Origin of the sequence: Asanoa sp. NPDC050611 (assembly GCF_040654855.1) — a bacterium.
Classification (GTDB): Bacteria; Actinomycetota; Actinomycetes; order Mycobacteriales; family Micromonosporaceae; genus Asanoa.
The window spans coordinates 1-19,626 of sequence record NZ_JBFAIU010000070.1; the positions used below are offsets into that span (position 1 = coordinate 1).

17 protein-coding genes are annotated in these 19,626 nt (G+C 71.4%); 5 read left to right on the forward strand and 12 right to left on the reverse strand.

Annotated elements, in window-relative coordinates; translation table 11 throughout:
* Positions 1-868: replicative DNA helicase (gene dnaB, locus AB0H87_RS13845; protein WP_360143875.1), on the forward strand; the 868-nt coding region annotated here is incomplete at its 5' end.
* Between the two features lie 58 nt (positions 869-926).
* Here dnaB and AB0H87_RS13850 read toward each other — a convergent pair.
* From AB0H87_RS13850 to AB0H87_RS13870, 5 genes are all read right to left on the reverse strand, one after another.
* Positions 927-1,598 carry a maleylpyruvate isomerase family mycothiol-dependent enzyme gene (locus AB0H87_RS13850; protein WP_360143878.1) on the reverse strand — a complete coding sequence of 224 codons (672 nt, stop codon included), beginning with the start codon at positions 1,596-1,598 and terminating at the stop codon, positions 927-929.
* 68 nt (positions 1,599-1,666) lie between these two features.
* Positions 1,667-2,062: a zf-TFIIB domain-containing protein gene (locus AB0H87_RS13855; RefSeq protein WP_360143881.1), complete on the reverse strand. Its 396-nt coding sequence runs from the start codon at positions 2,060-2,062 to the stop codon at positions 1,667-1,669.
* Positions 2,062-2,721, reverse strand: a complete 660-nt coding sequence (locus AB0H87_RS13860; protein WP_360143884.1) for a phosphoribosyltransferase family protein — start codon at positions 2,719-2,721, stop codon at positions 2,062-2,064. Before AB0H87_RS13860 ends, AB0H87_RS13855 begins: the two co-directional genes overlap by 1 nt.
* Before the next feature lie 4 nt (positions 2,722-2,725).
* On the reverse strand, positions 2,726-3,982 hold the full coding sequence (locus AB0H87_RS13865; protein WP_360143887.1) for a glycosyltransferase 87 family protein: 1,257 nt from the start codon (positions 3,980-3,982) through the stop codon (positions 2,726-2,728).
* Positions 3,979-6,315 (reverse strand): EAL domain-containing protein, encoded by a 2,337-nt coding sequence (locus AB0H87_RS13870; RefSeq protein WP_360143931.1) that lies wholly within the window; start codon positions 6,313-6,315, stop codon positions 3,979-3,981. Before AB0H87_RS13870 ends, AB0H87_RS13865 begins: the two co-directional genes overlap by 4 nt.
* 861 nt (positions 6,316-7,176) lie before the next feature.
* On the opposite strand from AB0H87_RS13870, the gene moaC reads away from it, so the two are divergent.
* From moaC to AB0H87_RS13890, 4 genes are all read left to right on the forward strand, one after another.
* Positions 7,177-7,665 (forward strand): cyclic pyranopterin monophosphate synthase MoaC, encoded by a 489-nt coding sequence (gene moaC / locus AB0H87_RS13875; RefSeq protein WP_360143934.1) that lies wholly within the window; start codon positions 7,177-7,179, stop codon positions 7,663-7,665.
* Positions 7,662-8,147, forward strand: coding sequence for a MogA/MoaB family molybdenum cofactor biosynthesis protein (locus AB0H87_RS13880; protein ID WP_360143890.1), 486 nt, complete (start codon positions 7,662-7,664; stop codon positions 8,145-8,147). Before moaC ends, AB0H87_RS13880 begins: the two co-directional genes overlap by 4 nt.
* An 87-nt stretch (positions 8,148-8,234) precedes the next feature.
* Complete coding sequence (locus tag AB0H87_RS13885) at positions 8,235-9,413, forward strand: molybdopterin molybdotransferase MoeA (RefSeq protein ID WP_360143937.1); 1,179 nt, start codon at positions 8,235-8,237, stop codon at positions 9,411-9,413.
* Positions 9,410-9,820, forward strand: coding sequence for a molybdenum cofactor biosynthesis protein MoaE (locus AB0H87_RS13890; RefSeq protein WP_360143892.1), 411 nt, complete (start codon positions 9,410-9,412; stop codon positions 9,818-9,820). The genes AB0H87_RS13885 and AB0H87_RS13890 overlap by 4 nt, the downstream gene beginning before the upstream one ends.
* Before the next feature lie 337 nt (positions 9,821-10,157).
* Here the strand turns inward: AB0H87_RS13890 and AB0H87_RS13895 are convergent, their stop codons facing one another.
* The 7 genes from AB0H87_RS13895 to AB0H87_RS13925 form a co-directional block, all read right to left on the reverse strand.
* Positions 10,158-11,615 carry a glycosyltransferase 87 family protein gene (locus AB0H87_RS13895; protein WP_360143895.1) on the reverse strand — a complete coding sequence of 486 codons (1,458 nt, stop codon included), beginning with the start codon at positions 11,613-11,615 and terminating at the stop codon, positions 10,158-10,160.
* Positions 11,616-11,809: 194 nt separating this feature from the next.
* Entirely contained in the window at positions 11,810-12,418 is a 609-nt protein-coding gene (locus tag AB0H87_RS13900; RefSeq protein WP_360143898.1) for a DoxX family protein, read from the reverse strand.
* A gap of 55 nt (positions 12,419-12,473) precedes the next feature.
* The gene (locus AB0H87_RS13905; protein ID WP_360143901.1) at positions 12,474-13,679 is read right to left on the reverse strand and encodes an ATP-binding protein; all 1,206 of its coding nucleotides are present in this window, start codon (positions 13,677-13,679) and stop codon (positions 12,474-12,476) included.
* Between the two features lie 123 nt (positions 13,680-13,802).
* Positions 13,803-14,708, reverse strand: coding sequence for a flagellar basal body protein FliL (locus AB0H87_RS13910; protein WP_360143904.1), 906 nt, complete (start codon positions 14,706-14,708; stop codon positions 13,803-13,805).
* A 107-nt stretch (positions 14,709-14,815) separates the two neighbouring features.
* Positions 14,816-17,968: a UvrD-helicase domain-containing protein gene (locus AB0H87_RS13915; protein ID WP_360143907.1), complete on the reverse strand. Its 3,153-nt coding sequence runs from the start codon at positions 17,966-17,968 to the stop codon at positions 14,816-14,818.
* A 69-nt stretch (positions 17,969-18,037) separates the two neighbouring features.
* Positions 18,038-19,336: a metallophosphoesterase gene (locus AB0H87_RS13920; protein WP_360143910.1), complete on the reverse strand. Its 1,299-nt coding sequence runs from the start codon at positions 19,334-19,336 to the stop codon at positions 18,038-18,040.
* Entirely contained in the window at positions 19,337-19,612 is a 276-nt protein-coding gene (locus AB0H87_RS13925) for a MoaD/ThiS family protein (RefSeq protein WP_360143913.1), read from the reverse strand.
* Positions 19,613-19,626: the final 14 nt, after the last annotated feature.

Below are 19,626 nucleotides of genomic sequence, written 5' to 3' on the forward strand. Positions count from 1 at the left end.
GGTCAGCGAAGACTTCGCGATCCTCGCCGACATGCTGCAGCCGACCCTCGACGAGATCGAGGCGGTCGGCGCGCAGGGCGGCGTGATGACCGGCGTGCCGACCGGCTTCACCGACCTCGACCGCCTGCTCAACGGCCTGCACGCCGGCCAGCTCGTGATCGTCGCGGGCCGGCCCGGTCTGGGCAAGAGCACGGCCTCCATGGACTTCGCCCGGAATGCGGCTATCCGCCACAACTGTGCCAGTGCGATCTTCTCGCTTGAAATGAGCAAAGTGGAGATCGTCATGCGGCTGCTCTCCGCCGAGGCGCGGGTGCCGCTGCACGTGCTCCGCTCCGGGCAGCTCTCCGACGACGACTGGACCAAGCTGGCCCGCCGGATGGGCGAGATCAGCGAGGCGCCGCTGTTCGTCGACGACACGCCCAACATGACGCTGATGGAGATCCGGGCCAAGGCCCGCCGGCTCAAGCAGCGCCACGACCTCAAGATGATCGTGGTCGACTATCTGCAGCTCATGACCTCGCCGAAGCGCACCGAGAGCCGCCAGCAGGAGGTCGCCGACCTGTCCCGTGGCCTCAAGCTGCTCGCCAAGGAGGTCGAGTGCCCGGTGATCGCCGTGAGCCAGCTCAACCGTGGTCCCGAGCAGCGCACCGACAAGCGGCCGCAGCTGTCCGACCTCCGTGAGTCGGGCTCGATCGAGCAAGACGCCGACGTCGTGATCCTGCTGCACCGCGACGACTACTACGACAAGGAGTCGCCGCGCGCGGGCGAGGCCGACTTCATCGTGGCCAAGCACCGGAACGGCCCGACCGACACGGTGACGGTCGCCGCCCAGCTCCACCTGTCGCGCTTCGTCGACATGGCGATCTAGAGCCAGTCCGGCCGATCAACGCGGCCTGCCGCGTCCCCAACCTCACCGGACAAAACACCTAGCCCAGCAGCGGAAACCACCCGGCCGCCTCGCCGAGTGCGACCCGGTCCCGCGGCGTCAACGGCTCCCGGCCGCTGGCCTTCAGCAGATATTCGGTAGGCGACCAGCTCATCGGCCGGACCACCTCGTCGCTCAGCAGACCATCCATCGTGGACACGGCGACGTCCAGCGCGGCGGTGGGCGGCGCGGCCGGGGCCGGCAAAGCCACGCTGAGGTCCAAATGGTGGACCACGGCCTCGGTGACCAGCGTCGCCACGAAATCCGGCACCGAGAGCACGTGCCCCTGGGTCGCCACGAACGACGCCGGGTCGGCGGCGAGAGCGGCCCGGGCGGCGGCCGGCGCCGTCTCCGCCCACACCGCCGCGATCGCCGCCGGCCGCTCGAACGCGCCGGCCGCCCGGCGGGTCAGCCACGCGTTGTGCTGGCTGGCGACGGGATCGCCGCTGCCCGGGTAGGCCGACCAGTAGCCGACGTGATCCACATCGGACGGTCCGGGGACGATGCTGGTGAACGTGACCAGTGCCCGCCGCGCGTCCTCGAGCAGGTGGTACAGCACGTCGGCGACCACCCAGCCGCGGCATCGCGTACCGCGCAGCAGGTCGTCGTCCGTCAACGGAAGAACCGTCGCGGTGATCGCGTCATATGCCGCGCCGAGGGCGGGAGCCGTCATATCTAGACGATCTCATGCGACCACGGGGCCGGCAGCCGACAACGGCCACCAGCCCCGTGCCCGGAAGCTCAGTCGAACAGCTCGCCCAGGAAGCCCTTGTGGCGCTTGTGGCGGTAGTGGCCGTGGTATCCGTAATGCCCGCCGTGCTGGCCGTAGGCCGGCTGCGGCGGGTAGTGCGCCGGCGGGGGCGGCGGCGGCACGTGGCTCGGCTGCCCGTAGCCCGGCTGCCCGTGCCCACCCGGCGGCGGCGGGGGCGGGGGCGCGTAACCGGCCGGCGCCGGCTGGCCCGGCGCCGGGGCGCCACCGTGCTGACGGTTCCAGTTGGCCTCGGCCTCGAAGAGTTTCTCCAGCTCGCCGCGGTCCAGGAAGATCCCCCGGCACTCGCCGCACTGGTCGATGGTCACGCCACTGCGTTCGTAGGTCCGCATCTCGCCACGACACTTCGGACAGGTCATCTGCATCACTAGACGGTACCGGGTGGACGCACGTGCGCCGAGTCGAGCGCCTCGGCCACCTCACCGTCGGTCACCTGGTGGAAGTCGTCGTAGAACTCGCTGACCGCGCCGAACCCCGGCGGCCGCAGCGGACAGACCAGCTCGTCGACCAGCGGCTCCAACGCGGCGAGGGCCCGCCCCGAGCCGACCGGCACGGCCACCACGACCCGCGCGGCGTCGAGCGCGCGGGCGACCGCCACCGCCGCCCGGGCCGACGCACCGGTCGCGAGCCCGTCGTCGACCAGCACCGCGACCTTGCCGTGCAACGCGAGCGGCGGGCGCCCGCCGCGATAGTGCGCCTCCCGCCGCGCCAGCTCCGCCGACTCCCGTGTCAACACGCCGTCGATGTCGCGCTGATCCAGCCGTGAGGCCACGTCGTCGTTGCGCACCAGCACACCGCCCGGGCCGAGCGCCCCGAACGCGACCTCCGGCGCCCACGGCACGCCCAGCTTGCGGATGACCAGCGCGTCCAGCGCGAGGCCGAGCCGCGTGGCGACGGTCGCGGCGACCGGCATGCCGCCGCGGACCAGACCGAGCACGATCACATCGGGTCGCCGCGCGTAGCCCGCCAGCGCGTCAGCGAGCGCCGCGCCGCCCGCCACCCGGTTGGGAAACGACGAAGACCCCACCCATTCAGGTGTACGCCGTCGCGCGCCCGCCCGTCTCCTCTTCCACCCGATCGCGCGGCGCCTCGGGCCCGGCCGACATGCGCAGCGCGGCCGCCCAGGCCAACAGCGCCACCGGGTAGAGCAGGTAACCGAACCGCGTCGCGGGCATCAGCAGGATCGCCGCCAGCAGCCCGTACCCACTGAAAAGGGCCGCCGCGGCAGCGGTCCGTGGCGGCCGCCGCACGAGCCACACCGCGATCACGACGCCCGCCAGCCCGAGCAGGCCGGCGGCGATCAACCGCCCGCCCGGCAACCCGGAGGCGATCAGATGCCCGGGAAACGGCGACGCCGCGGGGCTGGTCACCACGCCGTGCCCGAGCGGGAAGCCGATCACGTTGTCGACCAACGCGCCCGGGTCGCGCATCAGCGGCGGCACGACCGCCAGCACCGGCAACCCGATCGCACCGAGCGCGAACCGACCGAACCGCCGCCGGGTCAGCGCATGGATCAGCAGCACGGCGACGATCGGCAGCGCGAACAGCTTGAGCGCACCGGCGAGCCCGGCCGCGACTCCGGCCCAGCCCCAGCGCGACCGCGCGCACAGCGCGAGGGAAAGCAGGCACAGCGCCAGCACCGGCAGGTCGTCGCCACCGGTCGCGACCGTGAGCGCACAGACCGGCAGCACGGTGGTCAGCTGCACGGCGCGCAACACCCGCGGCCCGCGGACGAGCGCGACGGCCAAGGCCAGCGCGGCGGTCGTGACCAGCAGGAACCAGACCCGCGCGTCGGTCCACCACGCGTCACCGGCCACCGCCCGGGGCAGGCCGAACAGCGACATACCGGGTTGGTACGGCAGATAGCCGAGCAACCGCTCGTCGACGGGCAGGCGCGCGATCGTGTCGTCGGACAGGTACGGCGTCCCGTGGTGCAGGAGCCGGCCGCCGCCGTCCTCGACGACCAGCACCTCCTCCTGCGCCCGGTCGGTGCGCCCGCCGGCCCGCTCGACGCTCTGGATCAGCATCGGCAGCCAGGCGGTGGCGACCCAGGCGACGCCGACGATCGCCGCGCGCACCCGCGGGTCACGGTTGCCGGCGAGCCACTGCACGAGCACGGCGACCGCGGCGGCGGCGTATCCCCAGGCCGCGACCGCACCCCATGCGCGGTGCGGCAGCAGGGTCGAGGTGGCCGCCGTGATCGCCGCGAAGCCCGCGGAGACGGCGTACAACCCGAGGTCGAAGGCCAGGCCGCCGGCCGCGCGGTCGAGCCGGGACCAGGTGATCATCCGCCCAAGTGTGGCAAACGCTCGCTGCGCTGTCGCGGCACCGCCCGGCGGTGCGGGGTCAGCCGGATGACGGCGCCCTCGTCGTGCAGCGCCGGCGCGAGCGTGCCGGGCCGCCCGCCGGAGCCGCGGTGCAGCGAGGCGAGCAGCCGCGCGGCCGTCATCGGCCGGGCGAAGAGCTGGCCCTGGCCCGCGGTGCAGCCCAGCTCCCAGAGCGCGCGTCGCTGCGGCTCGCTGTCGACGCCCTCCGCGACCACGGCGAGGTCGAGGCTGCGCCCCAGGTCGACCGTCGACCGGATGACCGCGCCGGCCTCGGGCGAGGTTTCCATCGCGGTGACGAACTCGCTGTCGATCTTCAGCTCGTGTACGGGGATCCGCGACAGCACCGACAACGACGAGTAGCCGGTGCCGAAGTCGTCGAGCGCGAGCCGGACGCCCTCGTCGCGCAGCCGGCCGAGCACCTGGTCGACCACCTCGAGCTGGCTGATCGTCAGGGTCTCGGTCAGCTCGAGGATGAGCCGGTCGGGCGGCAGGTCGTGGGTGCGCAGCCGGGTCATCACCGAGCCGGGGAACCGCGGGTCGAGCAGGCTGCGCGGCGCGACGTTGACGGCGACCGGCAGGTCGAAGCCGGCCTCCCGCCAGGAGACACAGGCAAGCAGCGCCTGGTCGAGCACGGCCTCGGCGAACGCCGGCAGCAGGCCGCTGCGTTCCACGGTCTCGAGGAACCGCAGCGGGTCGACCGTGCCGTGGTCGGGGTGGTGCCAGCGGGCCAGCGCCTCGGCGGCGCGGACCTCGCCGCTGACCAGGTCGACGATCGGCTGGAAGTCGACGGTGAGCGTGCCGTCCGCGACGGCGCTGGACATGCTGCCCGTGATCGCGAACCGGCCGATGTCGGCGGTGTCACGGGCGTGCGAGTAGGTGGCGATCCGTCCGCCCGAGCGCTTGGCCTGGTACATCGCGACGTCGGCCCGGCGCAGCAGCTCGGCGATGCCGCCGCTGCTCGCCGCGGTCGCGATGCCGCCGCTGGCCTCGATGCTGATCCGCATGCCCTCGACCTCGATCGGCTCGCGCAGCGCGGCGATCAGGCGTTCGGCGCGGTGCGCGGCGATCGCCGGCGCGGGCAGGCCGGTGAGCAGCACCGCGAACTCGTCGCCGCCGAGCCGGGAGACCAGGTCGCCGGCGTGGGCGGCCGTCTTGAGCCGGTCGGCCACCTGCCTGAGCACGTCGTCGCCGGCCGCGTGCCCGAGCGTGTCGTTGACCTCTTTGAAGTGGTTGAGGTCGAGCAGAAGCAGGGCGATCACACCGTCGGCGTGCCGCTCGGCGATCATTCGCTGGCCCTGGTCGAGCAGCTGTCGGCGGTTGGCCAGCCCGGTGAGCGCGTCGTGCGCGGCATCGTGCGCGTGCACGACGGCAACCCGCTGGAGCTCCGCATAGGCGGAGGCGTTGTGGATAGCGGTGTTCAGCGCCGAGGAGAAGGTGCGCAGCTTGTAGATCTCCATCTCGTTGAGCTGCACCGGGCCGCGGAAGCGCAGGCGCAGCTCGCCGATGGGCGTCTTGTCCTGCCGGTCCTCGAGCACCGTGGTGATGACGTAGGCGTCGCTCGGCCACTCGCCCTCGCCGGCCGCGTCGATCTTGCCACCGGATCCGCGGACGCGCATGGGCGGGTCGAAGACCTCGACCTCGGCGCCGTCGGCGGAGAAGAGGTCCGGGGTCCACTCGACCGCGACCTCCATGACGCGGCGCAGGTCGACGTCGTTGAGCGCCTCGGCGGAGCTGGCCAGCCGCTGCCACGAGGCGCGCTCGTCGCGCTTGCGGATGCGGCTGGAGTACCACAGGTGCAGGGTCAGGATCAGCAGCGGCGCGACCAGCAGCACCTGGGCGTCGCCGTTGACGGACAGCAGCCAGACGATGACGACCGAGACGGCGAGCCGGGCGAACGCGAGCCCGACGCGGATGTCGAGGTAGCGCCGGAACTGCTGGCGGAGCGGCGACCGCGTGGCAAGCGCGACGACGGGGTGCACGAGCAGCTCGTCGAGGACCGTCATGGCGAGGAACGCGAGGATCAGCGCGACGACGTGGAACTCCGGCGTGTCGCCGGTGAACGCGGCGTGGAAGGCGTAGACGACACCGGCTCCGACGGCGGCGAGGACGATGTCCTTGCCGACTCCGAATGCGATCTTCAGCGGACTGACCCGGCTGAGGAGACGGCCGACGAGGATGCCGGCCGCGGTGCACACGACCACCCAGGGCGGTGGGGCCACCGCCAAACCGACAAGGGTGACGATTTCGGTCCAGGATTGGCCGTATTTGGTGGAGCGGATGCGCACGGTCAGCATGGCTCGGTTGGAGGCCGTCGCCGCCACCGCCAATGCCACGATTGTCAATGGAGACGGAAATTCCACCGTTTTCGTGGCAATCGCATAAAGCGCTGCCGCCGTCGCGACCGTGGCCACAAACACCACGAGACCGACGAGCAGCCGCAGCTGCCGATCGGTCGCGTTGTGGTGTGCCTTCGGTTCGGCGGTCAATCGATCCCCATCGGAGCGACACCCAAGAGTGACGCCAGCATACCGGACCGTGACCTTTGTGCTATCGGAAATCAGGTCCACTCGTTGCCGCGCATGACCGCTCTCCCAAAGTCTCTGGCCGGCTTGTTCCGGCGATGGGACCAGCGTAAGTTGATCGCGGCCTGATTTGAACCCAGAAATGTCGATATGAGCATTATTCGCTAACTGCAACCCGTTTTGTGACGATCTGTTCTGGTGTGAATGCGAAGCGCATTCGACCCAGTGCGGTTTGTACGATTCGGTCCGGAGCGCTCTCCGAAATCGGAACCGAGCGGGCGGTCAGCGATTGTGTGCGGTGCGTGGGCAATGGTCGCACCGCATATTCTCGGCCCAGAAGCGGTAAGGGACCACCCCTGGTTGCGTGACTTATGTCAACGCTCCGCATCTGCATACTTGGACTGATCCCGATAAGTCGGGATCAAATTCTCGGGACTGACCGTCGAACTGACACGCTGCGTAGCCGATCGGACAACGGTCTATGCTCCTTCCGGACGGGCCGTCGAATGCATTCAGAGTGCATTAACAAACCGTGCGGGCGCCGGACAAAATTTGTGCGATAGTACGAGATCGATATAACTGAGCGGGAAAGCGTCGGTACCGCACGGTGCCGGCGGGCCCCGATAGGCTCACATCGTGGGTGAGACCAACCTGACGCACGTCGACGAGAGCGGAGCGGCCCGCATGGTCGACGTCTCCGCGAAGGACGTGTCCGCCCGGCGGGCCACCGCCGCCGGCCGGCTCCGCACCACCGCCGAGGTGATCGACCTGCTCCGCCGCGACGGCCTGCCCAAGGGCGACGCGCTCGCGGTGGCCCGGGTCGCCGGCATCATGGGCGCCAAGAAGACGCCCGACATCGTGCCGCTCTGCCACCCGATCGCGCTGACCGGGGTGACCGTCGACTTCACGCTGGGCGAGACCAGCGTCGAGATCACCGCGGTGACCCGGACCGCCGACCGCACCGGGGTCGAGATGGAGGCGCTGACCGCCGTCGCGACGGCCGGCCTGGCCCTGGTCGACATGGTCAAGGCGGTCGACCCGGCCGCGTCGATCACCGACGTCCGCGTGCTGCGCAAGGAAGGCGGCAAGACCGGCCTCTGGACCAGGGAGGACGAGCAGTGATCCGCGCGCGCGTCATCGTGGCCTCGAACCGGGCGGCCGCCGGGGTGTACGAGGACACCAGCGGACCGATCCTCGTCGAGGGCCTGCGCCAGATCGGCTGCGAGGTCGGCGAGCCGATCGTCGTCCCTGACGGCGAGCCCGTCGCCCAGGCCCTGCGGATGTCCATCGCCGAGGGCATCGAGGTGGTGGTGACCAGCGGCGGCACCGGCATCACGCCGACCGACCAGACGCCCGAGATGACCAAGGTGCTGCTCGACTACGAGGTGCCGGGCATCGCCGAGGCGATCCGGGCCCACAGCCGCGAGAAGATCCCGGCCGCGGCGCTGTCCCGCGGCGTCGCCGGCGTGGCCGGCCGCACCCTGGTGATCAATTTGCCTGGTTCCAAGGGCGGGGCTCGCGACGGCCTCGCCGTGCTCGGCCCGATTCTGGTGCACGCCGTCGACCAGCTCCGCGGTGGAGATCATCCGGTGCCCAACCTCTGACCAACGCCGCGGCGATAGGCTCGCAGGGTGACCGCCGAGACCGTCGCGACCACCGCGCCGACCGCGTGGGGCGCGGCCCGCGACCTGATGCACGAGGCCGGCCGCGCGGCCGCGCTGCCACCCGTCGACCTGCCGGTCGACGAGGCCGACGGCCTGACCCTGGCACAGGATCTGGTCACGCTGACCAGCCTGCCCGCGTTCCCGACGTCGAGTGTGGACGGCTACGCGGTCCGCGGCCCCGCGCCGTGGACGCTGGTCGGCAAGGTGCTCGCGGGCAACTCCCCCGCGCCGCTGACCGACGACGGCACCGCGGTCGAGATCGCCACCGGCGGGATGTTGCCGCCGGGCGCCGACGCCGTGCTCCGGGTCGAGGAGTCGCAACGCGCCGACGACGGCCGGGTCACCGGCCGGCTCCGCGAGACCGTCGAGTGGCGGCGCCCCGGCGAAGAGGCCGAGCTGGGCGAGCTGCTCGTGCCGGCGGGCACGCCGGTCGACCCGGGTGTGCTCGGGCTCGCCGCGTCCTGCGGCTACGACACGCTGCGGGTGCGGCCGCGGCCCCGCGCCGCGCTGCGGGTCTTCGGCGACGAGCTGCTCACCCAGGGTCCGCCGGGCGACGGCCGGGTCCGCGACGCGCTCGGCCCGAACGTCCCCGCCCTATTGCGGCGATACGGGTGCCAGATCGCGCCGAGCGCCGTGGTCGGCCCGGTCGAGGACACGCTCGTCGCGCACGTGGCGGCGATCCGCTCCGCACTCGCCGACGCCGACCTGGTCTGCACCACGGGCGGCACGATGCACGGCCCGGTCGACCACCTGCACCCGGCGCTCGCCGAGCTCGGGGCCGAATACCTGGTCAACACCGTTGCCGTGCGGCCCGGCTTCCCGATGCTGGTCGCCCGGGTGATCGGCGACGACGGCCGGGCGCGGTTCATCGCGGGCCTGCCGGGCAACCCACAGTCGGCCCTGGTCGCGCTCGCGTCGCTGGTCGAGCCGCTGCTCGCGGGCCTGCGCGGGCGGGCGCTGCCGGCACTCGGCACAGTGGAGCTGGCCGAGCCGGTCCCGGGGCGCGGCGACTACACCCACCTGGCGCTCGTGCACGTGGACGCCGCCGCGGGCACGGCCCGCCCGATGCGCCACGTCGGCTCGGCGATGCTGCGCGGGCTGGCCCGGGCACACGGGTTCGCGGTGATCGCGCCGGGCACGTCCGGTGAGGTCGGTGCGCGGGTACCGTTCGTACCGTTGCCGCTACTCCCGGGAGAACGACCGTGATCGTCAACGTGACGCCGGAGCCGCTCGACCTCGCCGCCCACGAAGCGGCGGTGGCCGACCCGCGCGCGGGCGCGGTCGTGTCGTTCCAGGGCGTGGTGCGCGACCACGACGGCGGCCGGTCGGTGGTCTCGCTCGACTACGAGGGGCACCCCACGGCGCTCGAGGTGCTGCGCGAGGTCGCGGCGGAGATCGCCAAGGATCCCGAGGTGTACGCGGTCGCGGTGTCGCACCGGGTCGGCGCGCTGAAGATCGGCGACGTGGCATTGGTGGCGGCGGTCAGCACCGCCCACCGCGGTGCGGCGTTCGCGGCCTGCGGCCGACTGGTCGACGAGGCCAAGGCGCGGTTGCCGATCTGGAAGCGCCAGGTCTTCACCGACGGCACCGAAGAGTGGGTCAACTGCCCGTAGGCGGATTCGTGGCTCCGCCGTCTCCGACGAGGTCGTCGACCCGGGCGGTCGACTTACAGTGCACCCGGCGCAGGTCGTCGCCGCGCCGCGTCGAGCGTGCGGGCCAGCTCCGCCGGCCGCCTTCCCCGTCCACCCCGTCTCGCCGCCCGTCGCCCTGGCCGATCCAGGCTATTCGTTGCTGCCATGGCGACAACGTCTTACCTGGATTCAGCCGCGAGGCGGGCGCGGCGGAGAAAGGTGCCTGACCACCGCGGACCTGGCAGCGAAGCGGAGCGAGCGGTGCCCGGCGGGAGCGACGGTCGCGCCCCCGACGGGCCCGGGACATCTTGTTCGTGAACTACCGCTGGTCGATCGCGCGCCGGTCGATGCGGAAGCGCTCCGGATAGAACGCCGGCTCCGCGCCCGGGCGCCACGGCAGGGTGGCGACCAGGATGATCAGGGCGAGCGCCAACGAGTTTTCCATCAGCGCGCCCCACAGGCCGTCGTCGTAGTGGGAGAACTCCGGCAGTTGGTGCTCGTACGGCCAGATCGGTGAGACCAGGAACAGCAGGTAGACCGCGACCGCCGCGCTGGCGTGCCGCAGGCCGGTCAAGGCCGGGAACCAGATCGGCGTGCGCAGCGGTGCCAGCCCGCCCATCCCGGCGCTCGGTGTGAGGCCGCGTCTCGTCAGGCGGCGGCCGCTCTCCAGGCCCCGGCTCGCATCGCGGCGGCGCATCGCGGCGTCGGCCAGCACCAGGATCGCCGGGATCACGAAGACCAGGTGGTGGCTCCAGGAGATCGGGCTGATCACGTTGGCGGTCAGTCCGACCAGGACGAACGCGGTGAGCTCGTCGCCGTCGGCGTGGGCGCGAGCCGCGCGGGACAGGCCGAGGGCGAAGACCAGCAGGGCGAACGAGAGCCACAGCAGGGTCGGCGCCTCGGGTGTGTCGTAGAGCCGCGCCAGGACGCCGGCCAGCGACTGGTTGGGGGTCATGTCGGCGGCGCCGACGCGCTCGGTTTCCCAGATCACCCGCAGGAAGTACGCGGCCGAGTCCTTGCCGGCGACCATGAACGTCGCGGCGCTGACGCCGACGGCCGTGGCCACCGCGGTCGTCGCGGCCCGCCACTGCTTGGTGACGACCAGGTAGACCACGAACAGGGCCGGGGTCAGCTTGATCGAGGCGGCCAGGCCGATGCCGACGCCGGCCCACGAGCCGCCCCGGATGAACCGGACCAGCGGGCCGCCGGTCGGGAGGAAGCCGGCGCTCGACCGGGCGCGCCAGCGCAGCGCGACCAGGTCCGCCATGATCAGCAGGAACAGCAGCAGGTTGATCTGGCCGTAGCCGAGCGTCTCGCGGACCGGCTCGATCGCCGCCGCGGCGGCCACCGTGAGGCCGACCGAGAACCAGCGTGACCAGCCGTAACGGCGCGCGATCGGGCCCATCAGCGCCCACATGACCACCGCGAGCGCGAGCATGCTGGCGACCACGTTGATCCAGGCGGCGCCCCCGAACGGGACCTTGGACATCGGGAGCATGAGCACGCCGGCGAAGGGCGGGTAGGTGAACCCCAGCCCCGTGTCCGGCGCGGCATACGCGTAAAGATCGTGTCCGCTCGCCCACCAGACGACCGCGCCGTGGTAGATCTTCATGTCGAAGAAGTTGTACGGCCTGCCGAACGCACCGATGGCGTACCAGGCCGTGACGAACGCGCCGACGAGGATGCCGAGGCGCACGACGTTCCGACGATAGATCCCACGGACAGGGTCGTTGGTAAGGACGAGGCGGTCCATCCGTCTCCCGACGGTCGCCGGCATGGCGTGGCCACCCCCGTACCCTTTGTAACGTGCCGTCCAGGTCCGTCATCGAGCCTAAAGGGGCCCGTGTTGCGTCGCCTGGCGCGTTATCTGACCGTGTCCGATCCCACACTAGTTCGCGACATTTCGTCCGCGTTAACGCAGGGCGACTGGTTCATGCGTTTCAGGTAGTTCGTGACTGATTCAGCGGGCGTTCAGCTGGGCAACCTGCGCCCAGCTGCGGCGGCGCGGTAGGCGATCTTCGCCTCGCGCTTGGCCGTCCGCGCCGCCCGGCGCACCGACTGCTGACCGTGCCCGATCGAGTGCAGCCCGTGCTCCAGGTTGTGCCGGCCGTGCTCGATCGCGTGCCGACCATGTCCCGCGTAGTGGCTCGCCCGCCAGGCCAGGCCCGGGCGACCCTGGTTGTCGAGCGCGGCCATCAGCAGCCCGCCGAACAACCCGAGGTTCTTCATGAAGTGCGTCTCCTGGTGCCGCCGCTCGATCGGGTCCTTGATCGTCCAGAAGGGATGCCCGACGAGCGTCGTCGGCACGAGGGTGCCGGCGAGGACGAGCGCGGACGGCCGCGTGAACCGTCCGGTCGCGAGCATCAGACCGGCCGCGACCTGCGCCGCGCCGTTGATGCGGACGAGCGACTCGGCATCGGTGGGTACGTTCTTGGGCGCCTTCTCGAACAGCGGCCCGACCTTGTCGCTCACCTTCTGGGCCCGCGGCACCCACACCGTCGGGCGGGCGACCGAACGGGCACCGCTCACGACGAAGATCGTGCTGAGGAACAGGCGCGCGACCGTGCGTACGGGACTCATGGCTTAACTCTTACCCCGTCGGAGGTCCCCGTATCCCCCAAACGGTGCGACAGACCTACGGCTGCGTGCGCAGATACCGTCCGAAGTGGGGGACCGTGAACGCGACCGTGCCGCGCTCGCCCGAGTAGATGAGGCCCTTCTTGATCAGCGCGTCGCGGGCCGGTGACAGGCTGGCGGGCTTGCGGCCCAGCGCCTGCGCCACCTCGGCCGTGGCGACCGCGATGTCCATGTCGTCGCTGCCGCTGGCCGCGGACAGGCTGGCCATCGCACGCATGTACTCCCGCTCCGCGGGCGTCGCGCGTTCGAATCTCGACCCGAAGAACCCGACCGCCAACTCGGCCTCGGCCTCGGGAGCGGCGACCCGGACGTCGTCGGCTGTGATCGGCGTACGCGGGGCGTGGTCCCAGGTCGCCTTCCCGTACGCCTGGACGAAGTAGGGGTATCCGCCCGACTTGTCGTAGAGCAGGTCGAGCGCCTTCGGCTCGTACTCGACCTCCTCCCGCGCTGCCGGGGCCCCGAGCGCCTGGTCGGCCGCGATCCGGTCGAGCCGGTCGATGCGCTGGTAACGGAAGAGCCGCTCCGAGTAGGACTTCGCCGCGGACAGCACGGCGGGCAGGTGCGGCAGGCCCGCACCGACCACGATCAGCGGCGCGCCGAGCTGCGACAGCTCGTGGCACGCGGCGCAGAGCGCGGAGACGTCGTCCGCCGGGACGTCCTGCATCTCGTCGATGAACAGCGCGACGCCGGTGCCGACGTCGGTGGCCACCGCGGCGGCGTCCGTGAACAGCTCGACCAGGTCGATCTCGATGTCACCGGAGTCGGCCCGCCCGGCCTTCGCCGGCACGTCGATGCCGGGCTGCCAGCGGTCGCGCAGCTTGGCGTTGGCCTGGTTGGCGCGCAGCGCGAAGGCCTTGAGCACGCCGAGGAAGTCGTCGATCCGGTCCGGCGCACGGTGCCGCGGTGCGAGCTCACGCACCGCCATGTGCAGCGCGGCCGCGACGGGGCGGCGCAGCGACTGGTCGGGCCGGGCCTCGATCTTCCCGGTGCCCCAGAGCCGGCCGATCGCCTGGGAGCGCAGGGAGTTGAGCAGCACGGTCTTGCCGACCCCGCGCAGGCCGGTGAGCACCAGGCTGCGTTCGGGGCGGCCGCGGGCGACCCGTTCGAGCACCACGTCGAAGACGTCGAGCTCGCGGTCGCGCCCGGCCAGCTCCGGCGGGCGCTGACCGGCACCGGGTGCGTAGGGGTTGCGCACCGGATCCATGTCGATGACCGTATCGGCCGATCTAGGAAAGACCCTAGAAATGCGTAGATGTGGGTACGGCGTGTCGCGCTCTGGCCGTCTCTAACGCTGTCTAGCGTCCTGCCTAGACGTTGCTAGTTTCGCCTAGGTGTTCCGGAGCTTGAGGCAGAGCACGTAGTCGTTGAGGTCGAGCGGGCTGTCGAAGAAGTACCAGTCGGTGTAGCCGTCGACGTCCTTGCACTTCTTCTCGGCGTCGTCCTGGCCGGTGGTGGCCGCGTCGATCCGCGCCAGCACCTGGTAGGTCTTCGGGGCGCACTTGGCGATCTCGAGCTTGGGGTCGTTGGGCGAACCCACGTTCTTGACGCACTGGCCCTTCTTGACGAACCGGGCGTCGGCGGACGACTCCGGCTTCGGCGTGGCTGGCTGCTGCGCGGCCTCGGTCGGATCCGCCGACGGGTCGGCCGTGCTCGCGGTGTTGACCTTGCCCTTGTCGTCCGGGCGGCCGACGAAGTAGACCGCCGCCGCGCCACCGCCGCAGACCAGCACCGCGAGCACGACGACCAGGACGACGACCGGGCTCATCCGCTTCTTGCGCGGTGGCTCCTCCGGCGTGGTCCAGGCGGGCTCGGTGCCGTACTGCGGAAAGTTCTGGTCGTACTGCTCGGTCGGCCGGCCGTAGTTGGGCTGTTGACCGCCGTAGGTCTGCTGCCCGCCGTAACCCGGTTGCCCGCCGTAGGTCGGCTGGCTCCCGTAGCCCGGCTGGCCGTAGCCCTGGTCACCGTAGCCCTGGTTGCCGTAGCCCTGGTCCCCGTAGTTCGGTTGGCCGGGCTGGCCGTAGCCGGGGTTGCCCTGGCCGTAGTCGCCGCCACCGGTGTAGCTGGGTGAGCCCGGCCCACCCGGCGGGCTGGACTGCGGCTGGCCGCCCCACGGATCCTGACCGCCCCACGGGTCCGACGGCTGGCCGTACTGGTCGTTCGACGGACGGCCCTGCCAGGGCTCCTGCGGCTGGCCCGGGTACGGCCCACCGCTCGGCGGTCCGTAGTTCGACATGGACGTTTCCTCCTGGCCGAGGGAGTCTTCATCGGTGGCTGTGGTCACCGTAGCGTCTGACCGGGCGCTGCTCACCTCCCGGAACCGCGCCAAACCTACCCCTGGCCTTAGATCAGGCGTAGCTGGCGGTCCTTGGGCCGCCGTTCCTCGGTCGCGCCGAGCCGCTCGAACAGGCCGGCGTCGATCGCGTCGAGGAACGGTGACGGGCCGGTCTCCCGCTCGGTGCCGAGCCGGAACCGGCGCTGTGCGTGCGAGACGTACAGCCGGTCCTGCGCGCGGGTCACGCCAACGAAGAACAGCCGGCGCTCCTCCGCGACGTCGTCGTCCGTGTTCCGGTCGAACATCCGCAACGGCAGCAGGCCGTCCTCGCAGCCGACCAGGAAGACCACGGGGAACTCGAGGCCCTTGGCGGCGTGCAGCGTGAGCAGCGTGACCGCCTCGGCGCGGGCGTCCAGGGCGTCCACCTCGGCGCCGGTGGCGAGCTGCGCGAGGAACTGCTCGAGGTCGTCGCCGCAGCGTTGGGCCAGCGGCGTGAGCACCTCGACGGCCGACCAGACGTCGGCCGGGGTCGGGGAGTGGCCGGTGCTGTCCAGGGTGGGCATCGCGAACCGGTCGGCCAGCAGTTGGCCGGCCCGGCGTACGCGGGCAGGCAGTTGGATCGGTTGGTCCGCGCTGGCCAGCCGCAGCTCACGTGCGATCGCGGCGACGCCGGCGCGGTCGCGGAGGCGGTTGTGCGAGCGCTTCTGCACCGGGATGCCGGCCCGCGACAGCGCCTCGAGGATCGGCGCCGCCTGCTGGTCGGTGCGGTAGAGCACCGCGACGTCGGAGAAGGAGACGCCGGCGGCGTTGCCGCTGATCCGGCCCGAGTCGAGTGAGCGGTGGGAAAGGCCACCGACCAGGTCGTCGATGGTACGGGCGACGAAGTCGGCCTCGTCGGTGGCGGTCGTGGCGGGGTACCGGCCGACCAGCGGCGCCTCCGGGTCGAGCCGGGCCGGGTCGAGGCGGCGGCCGCGGACCAGCGACGACGGCGCGATCGCCTGCACGGCGGCGGCCAGGATCGGCGCGGAGGAGCGGTAGTTGCGGGTCAGCCGGACCAGCCGGGCGTCGACGAAGTCCTCGGCGAAGCGCATGAAGTAGCCGACGTCCGCGCCGCGGAACGAGTAGATCGCCTGGTCGGGGTCGCCGATCGCGCAGAGGTTGCCGTCCGCCGGGCAGAGCAGGCGCAGCAGTTGGTACTGCGTGTCGTCGACGTCCTGGTACTCGTCGACGAAGATCCAGCGCCACCGGCCCTGGTAGCGGTCGACCAGGTCCGGGTCCTTGCGCAGCAGGTGCAGCGGCAGCGTGACCAGCTCGTCGAGGTCGACCAGGTCCTGGCCGCGGAGCAGCTTGACGTAGGTGGCGTCGTCCTCGCCGGCCTCCTTGCGGGCGGCCTCACGCTCGGTGTCGTCGGCGATCCGGAAGTCCTTCGGCAGGCCGGCGGCGGCCGCGTTCTCGCGCAGGATGGTCAGGCCGAGCGAGTGGAACGTAGCGACGGTGACGTCCTGCGCGACCGGGCCGAGCAGGCCGTCCAGCCTGGTGCGCAGCTCCTCGGCGGCCCGCCTGGTGAACGTGATCGCGAGGCAGTGCTCGGCGAAGACGCCCAGCTCGGCGCAGAGGTAGGCGATGCGGTGGGTGAGCGTGCGGGTCTTGCCGGTGCCGGGGCCGGCGACGATCAGCATCGGGCCGCCGGGTGCGGAGGCGGCGACGCGCTGCATCGCGTCGAGGCGGTCGAGCAGGCCGGTGCCGACCTCTTCCATGCCGGCGAGCATCGGCTCGAACGGCTCGTGCGGGGAGACCTGCGGTGGTGGCGGGATCGGGGGTTCGACGCGCTTGACCGGCCCGCGCCTGGCCGATCCCTCACTCGGGCGGTCCGGTGCTGGCTTGGCTTTCCGCCTGGTTTGCGGTGGTACGTCGAACAGGGTGTCGGCCTGTGGCGTGCTGTTGGGCAGCTCGTGCTTGTCGAAGACGCGGATGATGCCGTACGCGCCGTCGTAGCCCGGGGTGCGGTGGACCTCGCCGCGGCGGAGGCGGCGGATGGCCTCTTCCAGGTGGTCGCCGCCGGTCTTCTTGATGTCGTCGAGCGGGGTGTCGCGGAGGATGGTCAGCTCTGGGCCGAGGGTGGCGACGAGATGGTTGAGCTTGCCTTCGACGGTTTTGGATCGTGGTCCGACACCGTTGATCTCGCCGATGATTTCCGCGAGGGCGAGGAGGTGTTGGGTCGGCTTCGGATTTTTGCGGATTTCTCCGTCTTGTCGGTCGGCCAGGTCCTCGACTCGGCTGAGAACGCCGATGGTCAAGGGTTTGTGGCATTCCGGGCAGAGGCCGCCGGCTTGGCGGGTGCGGGCCGGTTCCCAGTTGACGCCGCAGAGGCGGTGGCCGTCGGCGTGGTACTTGCCCTCCTCAGGGAAGAACTCCAGCGTGCCGGCCAGGCCGTCGCCGGTGCGGAGGGCGTCGCGTACGGCGTAGTAGTCCAGGTCCGTTTGCAGGACCGTGGCCTCGCGGGCCAGGGCCGGCGGGGAGTGGGCGTCCGAGTTGGACACCAGTTGGTAGCGGTCGAGGCTCGAGACCCGCCAGTTCATCGCCGGGTCGGAGCTGAGGCCGGTCTCCACGGCGAAGATGTGGTCGGCCAGGTCGGCGTAGCAGTCGGCGATCGCGTCGAAGCCGGACTTGCTGCCGAGGGCCGAGAACCACGGCGTCCAGATGTGCGCCGGCACGAGGTAGCCGTCCGGGCTCGCCTCCAGCGTGATCTCCAGGAGGTCACGCGAGTCGAGGCCGAGGATCGGGCGACCGTCCGAGGCGAGGTTGCCGACCCGGCCGAGGGCGGCGTTGAACCGCGCGACGGCGTCGAGGTCGGGCAGGTAGATCAGGTGGTGCACCTTGCGGGTGCGGTCGTCCCGCTTGTAGATCGTGGAGATCTCGACGGAGAGGGTGAACCGGACCTGTTCCTCTGTCGCTGCCAGCCGCGGCGGGAGTTGTCTGGTGGCGGCCTGCTCGGCGTCGCGGCTGAGCCGGAAGAGTCCGGGTTCGGCCGGTTGGAGGTTTTCCTTCAGGTGGTCGTACCAGGCGGGATGGGTGAAATCGCCGGTGCCGAGGAGGGTGACGCCCTTGCGGCGCGCCCAGAGCGCGAGATTGGGCAGGGTGAGGTCGCGGCTGCAGGCGCGGGAGTACTTGGAATGGATGTGCAGATCCGCGACGAAGGGTGCGGCTGCGTACGGAGGCACGCCGCATAGTGCCATGCCCCGTCGCCGAACGGGGTGACCGTCCACCGTGGTGCGGCGTGTCGCACAGCGCTAACGGGTGCGAAGCTCCACAAGGGTGACTTGTGGTGGTGCGCCGACGCGTACGGGCGGCCCCCAGAATCCGGCGCCGTTGGTGACGTAGAGCTGGGTGTCCCCGAACTGCGCGTAGCCGTTGACGACGGGCTGCTGGAGCCGGACGAGGAAGTTGAACGGCACCATCTGGCCGCCGTGCGCGTGCCCGGAAAGCTGCAGGTCGACGCCGTTCTTCTCCGCTTCGTGCACCTGGACCGGTTGGTGCGCCAGCAGGACGACCGGGATCGTGGTGTCGCGGTCGCGCAGCGTGCCCGCGATGTCCGGCCCGCCGGTGCTGGTGCCTTCGCCGTCGACGTCGTTGACGCCGGCGAGGTCGATCGCGCCACCGGGCGCGGTGATGAGCTGTCGCTGGTTGCGCAGCGTGCGGATGCCGAGCCGCTCGACCTCGGCCAGCCACTCTTCGGCGCCGGAGTAGTACTCGTGGTTGCCGGTCACGAAGAAGGCGCCGTGGCGGGACTGGATGTGTCGGAGCGGCTGCGCCGCGGCCCCGAGCTCCTGGACCGAGCCGTCGACCAGGTCACCGACGACGGCGACGAGGTCGGCCTGGGTCTGGTTGATGACGTCGACGACGCGTTGGGTGTGCGCCCGGCCGGCGAGCGGGCCGAGGTGGATGTCGGAGACGGTGGCGATGGTGAAGCCGTCCATGGCGCGGGGCAGTTTGGCCAGGGCGATCTGGACGCGGTCGAGGCGTGGGGCGCTCAGGGCGGTGCGGGTGCCGTACGCCGTGATGCCTGTCGCGGTGAGGCCGGCGAAGATGGCGGCGCCGCGGGCGAGGAGGAGCCGGCGGTCGATGCCTGCGCTTTCGGTCGGCGTCTCTGTGGTCGGGGTCGTCGGTGTCGTCGGTGTCGTCGGTGTTGTCGTTGGCGGCGGTGGTGGTGGTTCGGTCGTGGTGGTCGTCGCCGCGGAGCTCTGGGCGGCGGCGGTTTTGGCGTCCGCCGGGTGTGCTGGGCCTGCGGCGGCGCGGTTGCGGAGCACGATGCGGATGACCAGCATCGGGATCTCCAGCAGGAGCAGCACGACGAGCAGGTAGAACATCAAGGCGATCCACAGGTACCCGGGCCAGGCGAGCGCGGTGACGCCGGTGCGGGTGCCGATCAACGTGGCCGGCACGAGCAACCCGAGGACGAGCGCCGCGACGGCGCCGACCCGCCGCCATTTGCCCGGCTGGGTGGTGTCCTTGACGAGCCGTTTCCAGAGGTAGAAGTGGATCAGACCGATGGCGGCGAAGGCGAAGCCGACGAAGAGAACGATGCCCACTTACCCACCCGCGAAGGGCGGAAGGACGTCAACCTCGGCACCGGCGGGCAGCGGCCGCTGACCGTCCCGCCACGCGACGCCGTTGACAAGAAAACTCGCCACTTTGAGTACGGTCGCCAACCGCTCGCCGTGCCGCCCGACCAGCTCGGCGACGAGGTCGTCCTGCGTCAGCCCGGCGGACACGTTGGTCTCCGCGACCCCGGCCGCCGCCCGCGCACCGGCGAAGAACCGCACGGTGACCGCCCCCGAAGCGCCTCCGTCGACGCCATTACCCATGCCGATCAGCCTAT